Genomic DNA, 15,066 nt, shown 5'->3' on the forward strand with positions numbered 1-15,066 from the left:
CCTCGCCCTCTCACTCTCTTACCCTCTCTTTCTCCGCTCTCTACCTCTCTACCTTCACTCTGTCTTTACTCTCTCCCCCTTCTTCCTTGGGCCCACCGATCCTGCATATTTTTTCGTTGAACGGTGATTTCACGGCTCAAGTCTGTCGCCGGCACGCCGATAACTGAAGCAGAACGTCTTCCACGTCTCTGCAAAGGATAGTCGTCGTGCTGATACCTATTGGATTCGCGGTCGTGCTGCTGTCGGTGTTCGGGGGCTTCGTGCTCTCCGGCGGCAGCCTCGGCCCGCTGTTCCAGCCGACCGAACTGCTGATGATCGGTGGCGCCGGCGTTGGCGCCTTCATCGCCTCCAACCACGGCAAGGCGCTCAAGGCGACCTTCCGCATCTTTCCTCGTCTGAGGCGCTCCAAGCGCTACGACAAGGCCATGTACATGGAGCTGATGGCGCTGCTCTACCGCTTGCTGGCCAAGGTGCGCCGCGACGGCATGCTGGGCATCGAGCGCGACATCGACAACCCCGCCGAAAGTGCGCTGTTCAGCGAGTACCCCAAGGTCGTCGCCGACCCGATGATCATGAACTTCCTGACCGACTACCTGCGCCTGATGGTGGCCGGCAGCATGGACCCGATGGAAATCGACGAGCTGATGCTCCACGAGATCGAGATGTTCGAGCAGGAGGCGCATATTCCTGCCGACGCCATCGCCAAGGTCGGCGATTCCATGCCCGCCTTCGGCATCGTCGCCGCGGTGATGGGGGTGGTGAAGGCGCTGAGCGTCACCGCCGCCGATCCCGCCGAGATGGGGGTGATGATCGCCCACGCCCTGGTCGGCACCTTCCTCGGCATCCTGCTCGGCTATGGCTTCATCAGCCCGCTGGCCTACCGCATCGAACGCCAGACCGGCGAGTCGATCAAGATGCTGCAGTGCCTGAGGGTCACCCTGCTGGCCAGCCTGCACGGCTATCCGCCGCAGCTGGCGGTGGAGTTCGGCCGCAAGGCGCTGCACACCAGCGAACGCCCGAGCTTCAAGGAGCTCGAGGACCATGTGCGTGACGCCAAGGCCAGCGCGGGGGCCGCATGAGCAGCCCCAACCAGCGCCGACCGATCATCATCCGCCGCAAGAAGGTGGTGCATCGCCACCATGGCGGTAGCTGGAAGATTGCCCTGGCTGACTTCATGACGGCGCTGATGGCGCTGTTTCTGGTGATGTGGATCCTGTCTTCCGCCAGCCGCGAGACCCGCGAGGGCGTGGCCGACTACTTCAGCATGCCGCTGCTGGCCGCCATGACCAATGGCGACAGCGTGGCCATGAGCCCCCAGGTCATCCCCGGTGGTGGGCCCGACGTGACCAGCCAGCAGGGCGAGCGCATGCGCATCGACCTCAAGCGCCAGACCCGCCCCAGCGAGCAGCAACGACGCGCCTTCCGTGACCTGCAGCAGCGCATCGAGCTGGCCATCCAGCAGGACCCCAGCCTGCGTGGACTGCGTGACCAGCTGCGCTTCGAGATGACCCAGGAGGGGCTGCGCATCCAGTTGCTGGACGACGAGCAGCGGCCGATGTTTGCCCTCGGCAGCGACCGCGTGGCGCCCTACCTGCGCAATCTGCTGCGCACCATGGCGCCGCTGCTCAACGACCTGCCCAACGACCTGAGCATCAGTGGCCATACCGACAGCCTGGCCTACCTGAACGGCCGGGGCGGCTACAGCAACTGGGAGCTTTCCTCGGACCGCGCCAACGCCTCGCGCCGGGAGCTGCTCAATGGCGGCCTCGAGGGCGACAAGCTGCTGCGGGTGGCAGGCCTCGCCGACCAGGTGGTGATGCCTGGCACCGACGCCGATGACCCGATCAATCGACGTATCGAACTGGTGGTGCTGTTTCCCAGCGTCGCCGAGCTGATTCGCCACCCCGGCACCCTGGATCCGCGAGCCCCCAGGCCCGCCAGGGGCGGCGGTGAGGCCCAGCTCGCCGGTCCCCTCGAGGACATCGAGGCACGCTTTCACACCGCCCTGGCCAATTCCCCAGCGTCGCCGCCAGACGAGCCGCACTGAACCAGAACAAGGGTGACACAGGCATGGATATCACCGACTTCTACGACACCTTCTTCGAGGAAGCCGAAGAACTGCTGGCGGACATGGAACGCCATCTGCTGGAGCTGGACCCAGCAGCGCCGGACACCGAGCAGCTCAACGCCATCTTCCGCGCCGCCCACTCGATCAAGGGCGGCGCCGGTACGTTCGGCTTCGAGATCCTGCAGCGCACCACCCACCTGTTCGAGAACCTGCTCGACCATACCCGGCGCGGCGAGCTGCGCCTTCGCCCCGACATCGTCGACACCTTTCTGGAAACCAAGGACATGCTCAACGACCAGCTCGACGCCTACCGCAACGAACAGGCGCCGGACCAGGAGGCCTACGAGCGCATCTGTCAGACCCTGAAGACCCTGGCGCTGGAAGAGATCGGCCAGGCGCTGGACGGCGGCGCCGAGCCTGCGGCACCTGCGGCGGCGGCAGCGGCTGATCCGGCCCCCGCCCCGGCGGCGACGGCTGCGCCCGCCGACTCGCCCGCGGATCAGGCCGCCACCAGCGAAACGCCGGCACAGGACGACGGCACGGCCCTGGTGGTGGCGCTGATCGGCGTCGCCGACAAGGACCGCGAGCTGCTGGTGGAAGAGCTGGCCCAGCTCGGCGAGGTGCTGGAGCGACGCGGCGACGCCCAGCGCCATGAGGTGGTGTTGTCCACCAGCGTCAGCGCCGAGGATATCGAGGCGGTGATGTGCTTTATCGCCGAGGCCGACCAGGTCGAGATACGACCATGCCAGAGTGTCGCTGGCACAGCCCCTGTTACCGGCACTGACAGCGCCCCGGAAAGCGCCGGCGATACCGCTGAAAAAGCCACCGCCGCCCCAGCGCCTGCGGCCGAGCCAGCCCCAGCGACGCCCGCCACTGATGCCGGCCCCGCCGCCGCCGCTGCTACGACCGCGGATGCCGGCTCGCCCCCGCCGCGCCAGCAGCGCAAGACCAGCGCCAAGCCGGTCAAGGAGGCCAGCTCCATCCGCGTCTCGGTGGACAAGGTCGACCAGATCATCAACCTGGTCGGTGAGCTGATCATCACCCAGTCGATGCTCGACCAGACCGTCAGCGAGCTCGACGCCGCCGCCGATCCGCGCCTGCTCAACGGCATGAGCCTGTTGCAGCGCAATGCGCGGGATCTGCAGGAGGCGGTGATGTCGGTCCGCATGGTGCCGATGGACTACGTCTTCAGCCGTTACCCAAGGCTGGTCCGCGACCTGGCCTCCAAGCTCGACAAGGACGTGGAACTGACCACCGAGGGCGAGTCCACCGAGCTCGACAAGAGCCTGACCGAGCGCATCATCGACCCCCTGACCCACCTGGTACGCAACAGCCTGGACCACGGCATCGAGTCGCCCGAGGCGCGTCTTGCCGCCGGCAAGCCGGCGACCGGGCGGCTGACCCTGTCGGCCCAGCACCAGGGCGGCAACATCCTGATCGAGGTGATCGACGACGGCGCCGGCCTGGACCGCGAGCGCATCCTGGCCAAGGCCCGCGAAAGCGGCCTGAACGTCTCCGACGCGATGAGCGATGACGAGGTGTGGCAGCTGATCTTCGCCCCCGGCTTCTCCACCGCCGCCCAGGTCAGCGACGTCTCCGGCCGCGGGGTCGGCATGGACGTGGTCAAGCGCAACATCCAGGCCATGGGCGGTCACGTCGAGATCCTGTCGCGCCAGGGCCAGGGCACCACCACCCGCATCGTGCTGCCGCTGACCCTGGCGATCCTCGACGGCATGTCGATTCGGGTCGGCGAGGAGACCTTCATCCTGCCGCTGTCGGCGGTGCTGGAGTCGCTGCAGCCCTCCCGCGACAACCTCTACGCCATGGCCGGCGACGACCAGGTGCTGCAGGTGCGCGACGAGTACCTGCCGGTGGTGGCGGTCCATTCGGCGCTGGACGTGGCCAATGCCCGCACCAAGATCACCGAGACCATCGCCGTCATCGTCCAGGGCGAAGGGCGCCGCTACGCCCTGCTGGTGGACGACCTGATCGGCCAGCAGCAGGTAGTGGTCAAGAACCTGGAAACCAACTACCGGCGGGTGCCGGGTGTGTCCGCCGCCACCATCCTGGGTGACGGCAGCGTGGCGCTGATCCTGGACATCGCCGACCTGCACCGCCTCGACCGCGAGAAGAAACAGCGACGCCACCACGATACTCGCGGCGCCCACCTTTTGCCTGAATCCCAGCCCCTGACGGAGGACCTTTCAGCATGAACCAGCACACCGATCTGGCAGCACAGGCGGCCACCGACCTGAGCCACCGTGAATTCCTCGTGTTCTCCCTGGGCGACGAGGAATACGCCATCGACATCCTCAAGGTCCAGGAGATCCGCGGCTACGAGAACGTCACTCGCATCGCCAACGCCCCGGCCTTCATCAAGGGCGTGACCAATCTGCGCGGGGTCATCGTTCCCATCGTCGATCTGCGCATCAAGTTCCGCCTGGAGCGGGTCGAGTACGGCGGCCAGACCGTGGTGATCGTGGTCAACGTGGGCACCCGCGTGGTGGGCATCGTGGTCGATGCGGTGTCCGACGTGATGACCCTGGCCCCGGAACAGATCAAGCCGGCCCCGGAGTTCGGTGTGACCCTGTCGTCGGACTACCTGAGCGGCCTGGGCAGCCTCGAGGACCGCATGCTGGTGCTGGTGGACATCGACAAGCTGTTGACCAGCGACGAAATGGCCCTGGTCGAACACGCCGGTGACGGCGCCTGACGCCCTCTGCTCCCGATCTATCCGGTCCCTGGACCCTTGAAACGACGCCCGTACAGGAAAGGCACGTGAAGCGACTCAATGACATGACGGTAAGGCTGAGCTGGACGCTGGTACTGGGCACCTTCGCCCTGCTGGTGGCGCTGCTCAGCGCCCTCGGCCTCTATATCACCTCGCTCAGCGAAGACTCGATCCAGCGCCTGAACGAGGTCAACGTCGACCAGCAATCCGCCCTCAACCGGGCCAACTCTCAGCAACTGTTCCTGCAGCTCGAACTGCGCGACATCCAGGCCGGACTGCTCGACGCGGTGTGGCCCGAGGAGCGCGAACCGCTGATCGAGGCGGCGGCTGCCCTCGACGACGACCTGGCCACCCTGGAGGCCACCTTCGCCGAGTTCATGGCGCTGCCGAGCCGCCCCGAACAGGCCGAGCGCATCGCCGGGGTGGAAGCGGCCTTCCGCGCCCTGATCGACCAGGGGATGATCCCGCAGCGGGCGGCGCTGGCAGAGGGCGACACCGACGCCTTCACCCAGAATCGTGAAGGCCTGATCGCGCTCAGCGACGCCTTCTACAAGGCAGCCGTGGACTTCTTCGTCGCCGCCGAGAGCAACGGCGCCGCGCTCTACGACACCTTCCTCGAGAACATGGGTCTGCTGCAGTGGGCCATCGTCGCCGTGCTGATCGTCGCCGCCCTGACCATCGGCGGCGTGCTGTGGGGTGTCACGGTCAACGTGATTCGTCCGTTGGGGCGGCTGGTCGGCTACTTCGAGGCGGTGGAATCCGGCCGCCTGGACCTGCAGATTCCCGAGCGCGGCAACAACGAGATCGGCCGTCTCTACGCCTCGCTGGCCAAGATGCAGGCGGGGCTGGCCGGCACCGTGGGCGCGGTACGCGACAGCGGCAACCTGATCTACCAGGGTGCCCAGCATATCGCCGGCGGCAACAACGACCTGTCCGCCCGCACCGAACAGCAGGCCGCCTCGCTGGAGGAGACCGCCTCGAGCATGGAGGAGCTGTCCTCCACCGTCAGCCAGAACGCCGACAACGCCCGCCAGGCCAGCCAACTGGCCAACGAAGCGAGCAGCGCCGCAGGCCGCGGCGGTGAGGTGATGCAAAGCGTGGTCACCACCATGCACGACATCCGCTCGGGCTCTCATCGCGTCGCCGACATCGTCGGCACCATCGACGCCATCGCCTTCCAGACCAACATCCTGGCGCTGAACGCCTCGGTGGAGGCGGCGCGTGCCGGCGAGCACGGCCGCGGCTTTGCAGTGGTCGCCGAGGAGGTGCGCAAGCTGGCCAGCCGCTCGTCGGAGGCGGCCCGCGAGATTCGCGAGCTGATCGACGCCTCGCTGAATCAGGTCGGCTCGGGCACGGAGCTGGTGGATGAGGCCGGCCAGGTGATGCAGGAACTGGTCACCTCGGTCACTCGCGTCAGCGACATCATGGACGAGATCGCCTCGGCCACCAGCGAGCAGAGCCACGGCATCGGCCAGGTCAACGACGCCATCAACCAGATGGAACAGGTGACCCAGCAGAACGCCCAGATGGTGCAGCAGGCCGCCTCGGCCTCCAACCAGCTCGAGGCCGAGGCCAGCCGTCTGACCGCCACCATGAGCCGCTTCCAGCTGGCCGACAGCGGGGCCGATGCCGACAACAGCCAGGACGAACTGGCCCGCTGGATGCCGGCACTGCGATCGAACCAGCGCGACGCCGAGGCCAGCCGCCACGCCGGGCAAAGACCCGGAGCCGGCCAGACCAACAGCAACACCAGCACCAGCACCAGCCAGCACGACAGCAGCAGCGACGACGAGTGGGAGTCGTTCTGACGACCTCACTCCGGGCTGCCCGGGGTCGCCCCTAACGACCCCGGGCAGCGCCCGCGACAACCACACAAGAAAACGACCATGCAGGGGGCAAGATGCGAAACAATCAACCGACCACCCAGCGGGAATTCGTGCTCGACGACGATCATTTCCTGATCTCCCGCACCGACCTCCAGGGCCGGATCACCTACGCCAACCCGGCCTTCGTCGAGGTCAGCGGCTTTGCCCGCGACGAACTGATCGGCGAACACCACAACGTGGTGCGCCACCCCGAGATGCCGCCGGCCGCCTTCGCCGACCTGTGGAAGTGCCTGCAGGCCGGCAGGACCTGGCAGGGGCTGGTCAAGAACCGCCGCAAGAACGGCGACTACTACTGGGTCAGGGCCAGCGTCTCGCCGCTGGAAGAAGGCGGCGAGGTGGTCGGCTACGCCTCGGTGCGGGTCAAGGCATCTAGCGACGAGATCGCCCTGGCCGAGCGCGCCTACGCCGACTACCGCGCCGGCAAGCGCCGCCCCCGCTACGCCCTGCGCCAGGGCCAGCTGCGCCGGCGCGGGCTTTTCGGTGCCCTGGGACGACTGAACCTCAAGAGCATGAAGGCGCGTCTGATCGGGCTGATCGGGGTGGCGGCGGTGCTGCTGGCGGCCAGCGGTGCGATCGGGCTCTACGCCGAGCGTCAGTCGGTGGGCTATTTGGCGTCCATCCACCAGGACGGCCTGCAGGACGTGGCCAGCCTGCAGCGCATGGATCAACTGATCACCCAGGGGTATTCGTCGCTGGTGGGCAAGGAGCGCATGGCGCTGATGGACAAGCGTGAGGAGCACGCCGCCGAGCTTTCGGTGATCCAGCAGAGCCTCGGCGGACTGTGGGAGCGCTATCGCGAGCGCGAGGTCAACCAGACCGCCCTGGCCGACATCTTCGAGCGCCAGCTCAATGAGTACCTGGAGAACTCCCTGGGCAAGTCGATCGAGATCCTCACGGGTGAAGACAGCTACGAGGTGTTCGTCGCCCTGCCCAACCACATCGGTGTGGTAGAGGCCGAGGGCAAGGCGCTGTCCGACCGGGTCACCACTTTGATCCAGGACAAGCAGGCCGCCGCCAACGCCCTGGCGGCAAAAGCCAGCCAGATGCAGCAGACCATGCTGATGGTGCTGGCCGGGGTGCTCGGTGCGGGCCTTTTGCTGCTGGTGCTGATCGGTGGCCTGACCCTGCGTGCCATGCTCAAGCCGCTGCGCGAAGTGGAGCGTTTCAGCCTGCAGATCGCCTCAGGCAACCTGGGCGCCGAAGTGCCCAGCGCCCGGCGCGACGAGATGGGCCGCGTGATCGCCGGCCTCGACGTGATGCGCAAGAGCCTCGGCAGCATCATCGGCGACGTCAACAAGGCCATCGGCCAGGTCACCCCGGCGGTAGCCGATATCGCCAGGGGCAACGAGGACCTGTCGGCGCGTACCGAGCAGCAGGCGTCGTCGCTGCAGCAGACCGCCGCCAGCATGGAAGAGATGACCACCACCGTCGCCCACAACAGCGACAACGCGCGTCAGGCCAGCGGCTTGGCCTCGGACAACGCCGAGCGCACCCAGGCCACCAGCGAGCTGATGCAGCGCCTGGTGGGCAATATGGGCGAGATCACCGAGGGCTCGCGCAAGATGGCGGAGATCATCTCCACCATCGATGCCATCGCCTTCCAGACCAATATCCTGGCGCTGAATGCCTCGGTGGAAGCCGCCCGGGCCGGCGAGCAGGGTCGTGGCTTTGCGGTGGTGGCCGGCGAGGTACGCAAGCTGGCCGGCCGCAGCGCCGACGCCGCCAGCGAGATCCGTGGGCTGATCGACGACGCCAACCAGCGGGTCGACGGCGGGGCCGAACTGGTGCGCCAGGCCGAGGCATCCATGACCGAGGTCATGGAAGCCACCACCCGGGTCAATGACATCATGGCGGAAATTACCGCCGCCTCCAACGAGCAGAGCAACGGCATCGTCCAGATCAACCAGGCGGTGACCGAGATGGACCAGGTGACCCAGCAGAACGCCGCCCGTGTCCAGACCTCCGCCGCCGCCGCCTACCAGCTGCGCGCCCACAGCGAGGCACTGGCCTTCGCCATTCGCGCCTTCCGCCTGAAGGGCTCGGCCCAGGAAACGGTGAGCGAGAAGCGCGAGCGTCAGGACCCACGCACCGACGACAGTGCGCCGCGACGCGAGCCGGCGCCAGCCACCCAGACACACCATGAGGAGTGGGAAGCCTTTTGAACGAGCCCCTGGCACCACCAGGCAGCTGGAGCACGAGCGAGGGGATCCCCTCGCTCGAGCGTGACCTGCTGCTGACCGAGCGCGACTTCAGCCGCATTCGTCAGCTGATCCATGAGCGGGCCGGCATCGTGCTGGCCGAGCACAAGCGCGAGATGGTCTACAGCCGTCTGGCCAAGCGCCTGCGCCATCATGGTCTGACCCGCTTCAGCGACTATCTGGAAAGACTCGAACGACGTCCGGATGCCAGGGAATGGGAGGCGTTCACCAATGCCTTGACCACCAATCTGACGGCCTTCTTCCGTGAGGCCCACCACTTTCCACTGCTGGCCGAGCACGCCAGTGGCCGTACCGGCGGTTACCGAGTGTGGTGTGCCGCCGCCTCCACCGGCGAGGAGCCCTACTCCATCGCCATGACATTGAGCGACGCCTTCAGCGGCAATACCGGCAAGTTCGAGGTCATCGCCACCGATATCGACACCGACGCCCTGGCCCGGGCCCGCGCCGGGGTCTACAGCATCGAGCAGCTCGCGCGGCTGGACGAGGGCCTCAAGCGGCGCCACTTCCTGCGCGGCAAGGGCCGCCACGAGGGCATGGCGCGGATTCATCCCGACGTCAGCCAACGTGTTGCGTTCCAGTCGCTCAACCTGCTCGCCCCGAGCTGGGGCCTGGAAGGCAAGTTTGACGCGATCTTCTGCCGTAACGTGATGATCTACTTCGACAAGCCGACCCAGACGCGGATCCTCGAACGCTTTGCACCGCTGCTCAAGCCCGACGGCCTGCTGTTCGCCGGCCATTCAGAGAACTTCTCCCAGATCAGCGACGCCTTCCGTCTGCGTGGCCAGACCGTCTATCGACTGGCCGGGCGCTGAACGACGCCTAAAGATCCCTCCCCGGCAGCCGATAACACAGATACTGGCCCATCCCCCTAGGAGAGCTGCTTGAGCGCCCCCAAGATCAAGGTGTTGTGCGTCGATGACTCGGCCCTGATTCGCAACCTGTTGAAGGAAATCATCCAGTCCCAGGCGGACATGGAGGTCGTGGCGGTGGCGCCCGATCCGCTGGTGGCGCGGGATCTGATCAAGCGCCATAACCCGGACGTGCTGACCCTGGACGTGGAAATGCCGCGCATGGATGGCCTCGACTTTCTCGAGCGGTTGATGCGGCTGCGCCCGATGCCGGTACTGATGGTGTCGTCGCTGACCCAGGCCGGCTCCGACATCACCCTGCGCGCGCTGGAGCTGGGTGCGGTGGACTTTGTCGCCAAGCCGACCCTGGGCATCCGCGACGGCATGCTCGACTACGCCAATGACATCGCCGCCAAGATCCGCGCCGCGGCACGCTCGCGCCCCCGCCAGACGCGACCGAACCAGGAGCCGCCCAGGCGCCTGTCGGCACCCATCATCGGCAGCGAGAAGCTGGTCGCCATCGGCGCCTCCACCGGCGGTACCGAGGCCATCCGCCAGGTGCTCGAGCCGCTGCCGGCGGCGAGCCCCGCCATCATCATCACCCAGCATATGCCCGGCGGCTTTACCCGCTCCTTCGCCGAGCGCCTGGACCGGCTGTGCCAGATCTCGGTCAAGGAGGCCAGCGACGGCGAGCGCCTGCTGCCCGGCCACGCCTACATCGCCCCGGGTGACATGCACCTGGAGCTGGCCCGCAGTGGCGCCAACTACATCGCCCGGCTGCACGACGGACCGCCGGTCAATCGCCACCGCCCCTCGGTGGACGTGATGTTCGACTCGGTGGCACGCCTGGCGGGCGCCAACGCGGTGGGCGTACTGCTCACCGGCATGGGCAAGGACGGAGCCGCCGGCCTTGTGAAGATGCGCCAGGCCGGCGCTTCCACCCTGGCCCAGGACGAAGCCAGCTGCGTGGTGTTCGGCATGCCGCGGGAAGCCATCGCCCTGGGAGGGGCGGACGAAACCGTCGCCTTGCCTGAAGTGGCGCCGAGGATTCTCGCGCTGGTCGCCGCCGCTGGCCGTGCCCAGCGCGTCTGATGGTCGCCCAGGGACGGGCGTATTCGCTCAAGGAGTTCACCGTGTCACTACTACGCAATATTCGCCTGCACACCCTGATGGTCGTGATGCTGGCCAGCCTGCTGGTCGCCTCGGTCATCGGCCTGGGGATCGGCATGCTGAGCAGTCACAAGGCTGCCGACACCCTGTCGCTGCTCAACCGCATCAACGTCGAGCAGCTCAACGCGGTCAATCGCGGTGACGCCCTGCTCAATGAGGCACTGCTGGAGATCGAGGTCGCCGCCACCAGCCAGCAACTGGATCGGCTGGACAAGGCCCAGGAGCTGATCGTCAGTGCCGAGTCCCACTTCGACCGTTTCGCAGCGGTGCCGCGCACCCCCCAGGGCGAGGCCGTCGGCGGGCGCATCGAGGACCGCTACCCGGTGGTCATGGACGGCGCCGTCAAGCTGATCGAGGCACTGCGCGAGGGCAACAGCGAAGGCTTCGAGGCCGGTAGCCTGGCGCTTGCCCCCGAACTTGCCGAGCTCAACCAGGCACTCGATGCGTTCAGCAGCTACGCCGACGCCCGCGGCAACACCATCGTCAGCGACTTCGAGCGTCAGTCACGCCTGGACCGCGGGCTGGAGCTGGCGGCCCTGGCGATGATCCTGCTGGCCATCGCCGGCGCCTACCTGCTGTTGAAAAGCCTGGTGATCAAGCCGCTGGCACGGGCGGTGGAGAGCCTGGACGCCATCGCCCACGCCGACCTGTCGCGACCGATCCAGGTGCGGGGCGACAACGAGATCAGCCAGCTATTTCGTGCCATGCAGGAAATGCAGCACAAGCTTGGCCAGACCGTCAGCGAGGTTCGCCGGGGCGGCACCCGCATGGCCAGCGGCAGCCACGAGATCGCCTCGGGCAATGTCGATCTGGCGACCCGCACCGAACAGCAGGCGGCCTCCATCGAACAGACCGCCGCCAGCATGGAGCAGCTCACCACCACGGTGTCCCAGAACGCCGACAACGCCGGCCAGGCACGCCATCTGGCAAGCCAGGCTTCAACCACCGCCGAGCAGGGTGGCCAGGTGGTCAGCCAGGTGGTGGAGACCATGGAAACCATCAGCCAGGACTCGCGCCAGATCAGCGAGATCACCGGGATGATCGATGCCATCGCCTTTCAGACCAACATCCTGGCGCTCAACGCCTCGGTGGAGGCGGCACGGGCCGGCGAACAGGGCCGCGGCTTCGCGGTGGTCGCCGGCGAGGTCCGCAGCCTGGCCAGTCGCAGCGCCGAGGCCGCCGGTCGCATCAAGTCGTTGATCGAGACCTCCACCAGCCGCGTCGACGGTGGTACCCGACTCGCCCGCCAGGCCGGCGAGACCATGGCAGAGGTGGTCAGCTCGGTGCGCCGGGTGCTCGACATCGTCGACGAGATCGCCGTGGCCTCCCGCGAGCAGAGCGACGGCATCGGACAGATCGGCCAGGCGGTAGTACAGATGGACCAGACCACCCAGCAGAACGCCTCGCTGGTGCAGCAGGTGTCACGCGCCGCCGAAGACCTGGCACTGCAGGCGCGCCAGCTGGCCGCCGAGGTGGAAGTGTTCCGCCTGCCAGCAGGGCTCGAGACAGATGGCCCTGACATGCCGTCAAGCGCGCCGGGGCAGCCGCTGACCGCGAGAACTGGCAGCGGCCCTGACGACCTTGATAACGATGGCCGCAGCACAGACAGCAGCGATGGTCGCCGCGAGCCCGAGGCCCGCGCGAGCCAGCGACACGACGAAACCGAATGGGAGGCCTTCTAGGCCTCCACCCCAAGCGATAACGACGACGAGGACCCGTATCAATGGCCGACAAGAACATGCGCATCCTGGTGGTGGACGACTTTCCCACCATGCGCCGCATCGTGCGCAGCCTGCTCAAGGAGCTGGGCTTCACCAATGTGGAAGAGGCCGAGGACGGCCAGGACGGCCTGGCAAAACTGCGTGAAGGCGGTTTCGACTTCGTGGTCTCCGACTGGAACATGCCCAACCTGGACGGCCTGGAGATGCTCAAGGCCATCCGTGGCGACGATGCCCTGAAGTCACTGCCGGTCCTGATGGTGACCGCCGAGGCCAAGAAGGAAAACATCATCGCCGCGGCGCAAGCCGGCGCCAACGGTTACGTGGTCAAGCCGTTCACCGCCGCCACCCTCGAAGAAAAACTCAACAAGATCTTCGAAAAGCTCGGTATGTGACGCCCTGGCGCCACGAGGAGACAACGATGACACAACAGCAGATCGCCAGCGCCGCCCCCGGGCCCAACGCCCAGGGCGACGACCTGGTCCAGCGCATCGGCCAACTGACCCGCATGCTGCGTGAAAGCATGCGCGAGCTGGGCCTGGACAAGGAGATCGAAAAGGCCGCAGAGGCCATCCCCGACGCCCGTGACCGCCTTAGCTACGTTGCCACCATGACCGAACAGGCGGCAGAACGCTCGCTCAACGCCATCGACCGCGCCCAGCCGCTGCAGGATAGTCTGAGCGAACACGCCAAGGCGCTGGACGATCGCTGGCAGCAGTGGTTCGACGCCCCCAAGGAGCTCGACGAGGCCCGCGACCTGGTCAGCGACACCCGTGCCTACCTGACGATGGTGCCGGAGAACACCCAGGCCACCCAGAAGGAGCTGCTGGAGATCCTGATGGCCCAGGACTTCCAGGATCTGACCGGCCAGGTGATCAAGCGCATGATGGACGTCATCCGCGAGATCGAGGACCAGCTGGTGCAGGTGCTGATCGACAGCGTGCCCGAGAGCGAAGCCCGTGACAGCCTGCGCCGGCGCAACGAGGATTCGTTGCTCAACGGCCCCCAGGTCAAGCCTGAGAGCAACGACGTGGTGGCGAGCCAGGACCAGGTCGACGACCTGCTCGACGAACTGGGTTTCTAGCCGCCTCGCCAAGGGCCGCGCGCCTACCATCCCTTCCCGGGATCACACAGGGCTTCCCCCATCAGGGGGTAAGCCCTCTTTCTCGTCACCTTTTCGGGCCTTTGAACTGGCCTGCCCAAGGGACAATGGGCCATACCAGAACTTGTGCCCGTTGATCCCCCATGGCCGACAGCTCCAGCGATCAGGAAAAGACCGAAGAGGCCACCCCGCGACGCCTTGAGAAGGCGCGCGAGGAAGGCCAGGTAGCGCGTTCGCGGGAACTCGCCACCTTCATGCTGCTGCTCGGCGGCGTGGTCGGGCTGTGGTCCATGGGTGCCATGCTCTACGGCCAGCTGGGCAGCGTGATGGAGCAGGCCTTCCTGTTCGAGCGCCGCGAGGCCATGGAGACCATGCCGATGCTGTCCCAGGCGCTGGACCTGGGCAGTCGCACCCTGCTTAGCCTGATTCCGCTGTTTCTGCTGCTGACCCTGATCGCGCTGGTGGCGCCGGCGCTGCTCGGCGGCTGGCTGGTGTCGGCCAAGGCGCTCAAGCCCCAGGCGTCGAAGCTGAACCCGGTCAAGGGCCTCAAGCGCATGTTCTCCACCCAGGCCCTGGCGGAGCTGGGCAAGGCCATCGCCAAGTCGGTGCTGGTGGGCGGGGTCGGCCTGGGCTTCGTCTACCTGCATCGGGGCGAGGCGCTGAGCCTGATGGAATTGCCCATCGCGGCGGCGCTGGCGGCATCGATGAAGCTGGCCGCCGAGGCAAGCGCGCTGATGGTGCTGACCCTGGTGGTGGTGATCCTGATCGACGTGCCCTACCAGCTATGGAGCCACGCCAAGAAGCTGCGCATGAGCAAGGAAGAGATCAAGCAGGAGCACAAGGAGTCCGAGGGCGACCCCCAGGTCAAGGGCCGCATCCGCCAGCAGCAGCAGGCCATGGCCCGAGGCCGCATGATGAGCCAGGTGCCCGACGCCGACGTGGTGGTCACCAACCCCACCCACTACGCGGTGGCGCTGAGCTACCGCGAAGGCAGCATGGGCGCACCACGGGTCGTCGCCAAGGGCGCCGACGCGGTGGCCGCGCGCATCCGCGAGCTGGCCGGTGAGGCCGGCGTGCCACTGCTCGAGGCGCCGCCCCTGGCGCGCACCCTGTACCGCCACGTGGATCTGGATCGCGAGATTCCCATGGAGCTCTACACCGCGGTGGCCGAGGTGCTGGCCTGGGCCTTCGGCCTCAAACGCGCCGCCAGCGAAGGCGAGACGCCGCCGCCCGCCCCAGAATCCATCCAGGTGCCGGCAGAGCTTGCCGTGGCCGCCTCCACGCCAGAGCGCAATGTGACAGCAGACGAGAGACAACCATGACC

12 protein-coding genes are annotated in these 15,066 nt (G+C 67.0%); all 12 read left to right on the forward strand.

The features are described 5' to 3' along the window. Positions 1-206 precede the first annotated feature (206 nt). The 12 genes from motA (at position 207) to flhB (ending at position 15,064) form a co-directional block, all read left to right on the forward strand. Positions 207-1,079: a flagellar motor stator protein MotA gene (motA, locus tag RBB39_RS09325; protein WP_045994770.1), complete on the forward strand. Its 873-nt coding sequence runs from the start codon at positions 207-209 to the stop codon at positions 1,077-1,079. Further along, positions 1,076-2,047 (forward strand): flagellar motor protein MotB, encoded by a 972-nt coding sequence (gene motB / locus RBB39_RS09330; protein WP_287163758.1) that lies wholly within the window; start codon positions 1,076-1,078, stop codon positions 2,045-2,047. Before motA ends, motB begins: the two co-directional genes overlap by 4 nt. A gap of 23 nt (positions 2,048-2,070) precedes the next feature. Beyond that, complete coding sequence (cheA, locus tag RBB39_RS09335) at positions 2,071-4,281, forward strand: chemotaxis protein CheA (protein WP_306169050.1); 2,211 nt, start codon at positions 2,071-2,073, stop codon at positions 4,279-4,281. Further along, the gene (locus RBB39_RS09340) at positions 4,278-4,781 is read left to right on the forward strand and encodes a chemotaxis protein CheW (protein ID WP_045992359.1); all 504 of its coding nucleotides are present in this window, start codon (positions 4,278-4,280) and stop codon (positions 4,779-4,781) included. The genes cheA and RBB39_RS09340 overlap by 4 nt, the downstream gene beginning before the upstream one ends. A gap of 65 nt (positions 4,782-4,846) precedes the next feature. Beyond that, the gene (locus tag RBB39_RS09345; RefSeq protein WP_260425364.1) at positions 4,847-6,607 is read left to right on the forward strand and encodes a methyl-accepting chemotaxis protein; all 1,761 of its coding nucleotides are present in this window, start codon (positions 4,847-4,849) and stop codon (positions 6,605-6,607) included. 92 nt (positions 6,608-6,699) lie between these two features. Next, complete coding sequence (locus RBB39_RS09350) at positions 6,700-8,847, forward strand: methyl-accepting chemotaxis protein (protein ID WP_045992357.1); 2,148 nt, start codon at positions 6,700-6,702, stop codon at positions 8,845-8,847. Further along, on the forward strand, positions 8,844-9,716 hold the full coding sequence (locus RBB39_RS09355) for a CheR family methyltransferase (protein ID WP_045992356.1): 873 nt from the start codon (positions 8,844-8,846) through the stop codon (positions 9,714-9,716). Before RBB39_RS09350 ends, RBB39_RS09355 begins: the two co-directional genes overlap by 4 nt. Before the next feature lie 69 nt (positions 9,717-9,785). Next, positions 9,786-10,844 carry a chemotaxis response regulator protein-glutamate methylesterase gene (locus tag RBB39_RS09360; protein WP_045992355.1) on the forward strand — a complete coding sequence of 353 codons (1,059 nt, stop codon included), beginning with the start codon at positions 9,786-9,788 and terminating at the stop codon, positions 10,842-10,844. 41 nt (positions 10,845-10,885) lie between these two features. Next, positions 10,886-12,604, forward strand: a complete 1,719-nt coding sequence (locus RBB39_RS09365; RefSeq protein WP_052704318.1) for a methyl-accepting chemotaxis protein — start codon at positions 10,886-10,888, stop codon at positions 12,602-12,604. Between the two features lie 41 nt (positions 12,605-12,645). Further along, complete coding sequence (gene cheY / locus RBB39_RS09370; protein ID WP_045992353.1) at positions 12,646-13,035, forward strand: chemotaxis response regulator CheY; 390 nt, start codon at positions 12,646-12,648, stop codon at positions 13,033-13,035. 26 nt (positions 13,036-13,061) lie between these two features. Then, positions 13,062-13,724, forward strand: coding sequence for a protein phosphatase CheZ (gene cheZ / locus RBB39_RS09375; protein ID WP_213231734.1), 663 nt, complete (start codon positions 13,062-13,064; stop codon positions 13,722-13,724). Positions 13,725-13,885: 161 nt separating this feature from the next. Continuing rightward, positions 13,886-15,064, forward strand: a complete 1,179-nt coding sequence (flhB, locus tag RBB39_RS09380) for a flagellar biosynthesis protein FlhB (protein ID WP_045992351.1) — start codon at positions 13,886-13,888, stop codon at positions 15,062-15,064. Positions 15,065-15,066 lie beyond the last annotated feature (2 nt).

The organism is Halomonas sp. MMSF_3323 (assembly GCF_030733595.1).
Taxonomy (GTDB): domain Bacteria; phylum Pseudomonadota; class Gammaproteobacteria; order Pseudomonadales; family Halomonadaceae; genus Halomonas; species Halomonas litopenaei.